Origin of the sequence: Achromobacter sp. JD-1 (assembly GCF_038594925.1) — a bacterium.
GTDB classification, from domain to species: Bacteria; Pseudomonadota; Gammaproteobacteria; order Burkholderiales; family Burkholderiaceae_B; genus Achromobacter; species Achromobacter spanius_C.
This window is the reverse complement of the sequence record NZ_JBCGCS010000076.1, coordinates 1-1,497: the sequence shown is the minus strand read 5'-3', so window position 1 is coordinate 1,497 and position 1,497 is coordinate 1. Positions and strand designations below refer to the sequence as shown.

Sequence of the window (1,497 nt, the reverse complement as noted above, 5' to 3'; positions counted from 1 at the left end):
GATGGTTTCATCGTGCTCAACCTGTTCGCTACGGTCGTTGCCAACGAAGGTGGTTTCGTTGTGGTTGACGTGGATGTTCTGGTCTTTCTGCGCGTGGATGTAGATCTCTTCCTGATCGCGTTCGTCCTCGAAGCGCAGCTCGTTATAGCCCTCGCCCTTGTGCGTCTGGCTCTTGATGGTCATGCGCGTTTTGTGGCGCGGCAGTTCGTAGGGCGGCGGGTTGATCGACCGGTGGGTTCGGCCCGTGACGATCGGCTGCGAGCTATCGCCGTCCAGAAAGCTGACGATGACTTCCTGCCCGATGCGTGGAATGGCCATGTGGCCCCAGCCCGCGCCCGCCCAGTTCTGCGACACGCGAATCCAGCACGAGCTGTGTTCGTTGTTCCTGCCCAGCCGGTCCCACGGAAACTGCACCTTGATGCGGCCGTATTCGTCGCAGTAGATCTCTTCGTTGGGCGGGCCCACCACGCTGGCGATCTGTGGGCCGTCGACCACCGGCTTGCGGCTGGGCGCGGGCTTCCAGTCGACCTTGTCGGGCACGATGTCGGCGGTGTAGCCGTAGCGTGTGCCCTGTTCCGCGCCCGCGCTGTCTTCTTCCTGGCTGGTGTGCTGCACGCCATGATGGTGCATGCGTACCGGGCGCCATCCGTGGTTCCAGTCTTCGCGCGGGTGGCCGGTCAGGTCGAAGGCCACGCCGGGAATCAGGCGGGCGTCGTCGCCCTGCTCCTGCGCCATGCGCGCGTCGCGGCGCAGGCCCAGCAAGCGGCTTTGTGTGAAGGGCTTGCCGGCTTCGTCGCGCTTGTAGCGGCCGGGATAGTCGTAGCGTTCGTAGTGGCGGTCTTGGTGTTGCAAGTCGCTGGCGACGTGCGTGTGTTCCTGGTCGTACTGCGGATGCGTGTAGGTGTAGTCGCGCTGGGTTTGGCGCGCGGTGCGCAACTGTTCGGTGTAGGTGAAGCGGCGCAGCGCGGGCTGGGCCGGGTCGCCGCCCGCCAGCGCTTGATAAACGACGGGGCCGCCAGCGATTTCACCATGGATGTAGATGCGGTCGCCGTGGATCAGGCGGTGGCTTTGTTCGGTATGTTCGTAGCGATGAAAATAGCCTTCTTCGGCGGCCAGCCGAGCCGCGAAGTCCAGATCGGTTTCCCCGGCCTGCACGCAGTATTCGCGTGGCAGATGATTGTTCGTGGTGACCTGTTCGTAGTCGGTGATGTGGTGGCGCTTGAAGACATCGGCCAGGATTTCCGGCACGGACAGCTGCTGATAGATGCGCCAGTCCGAACACAGCGCCAGGCGCGCCAGCGACGGTTCCAGCACCGCGCGGTAGCGTGTGCGCCGAAAGCCGGTGTCGCCTTGCTCGAAGGCGGTGACGATGCCGTGCACATGGCGCACGGGCGTGTCGCCCCGCCACAGCGTGAAGAGCGCCGTCTGGTCCAGCATGGCGCCGAAGTCGATGGCGGGGTTGAAGCTGGACAAGTCCAGCTCCAGCCGATAGGTCTC

General features: G+C 64.3%; 1 protein-coding gene. It reads right to left on the bottom strand.

Annotation, left to right across the window (positions count from 1 at the left end; translation table 11 throughout):
- Positions 1-1,497 (bottom strand): type VI secretion system Vgr family protein (locus WBR68_RS31285; protein ID WP_230696261.1); only part of this gene is annotated, 1,497 nt, incomplete at both ends.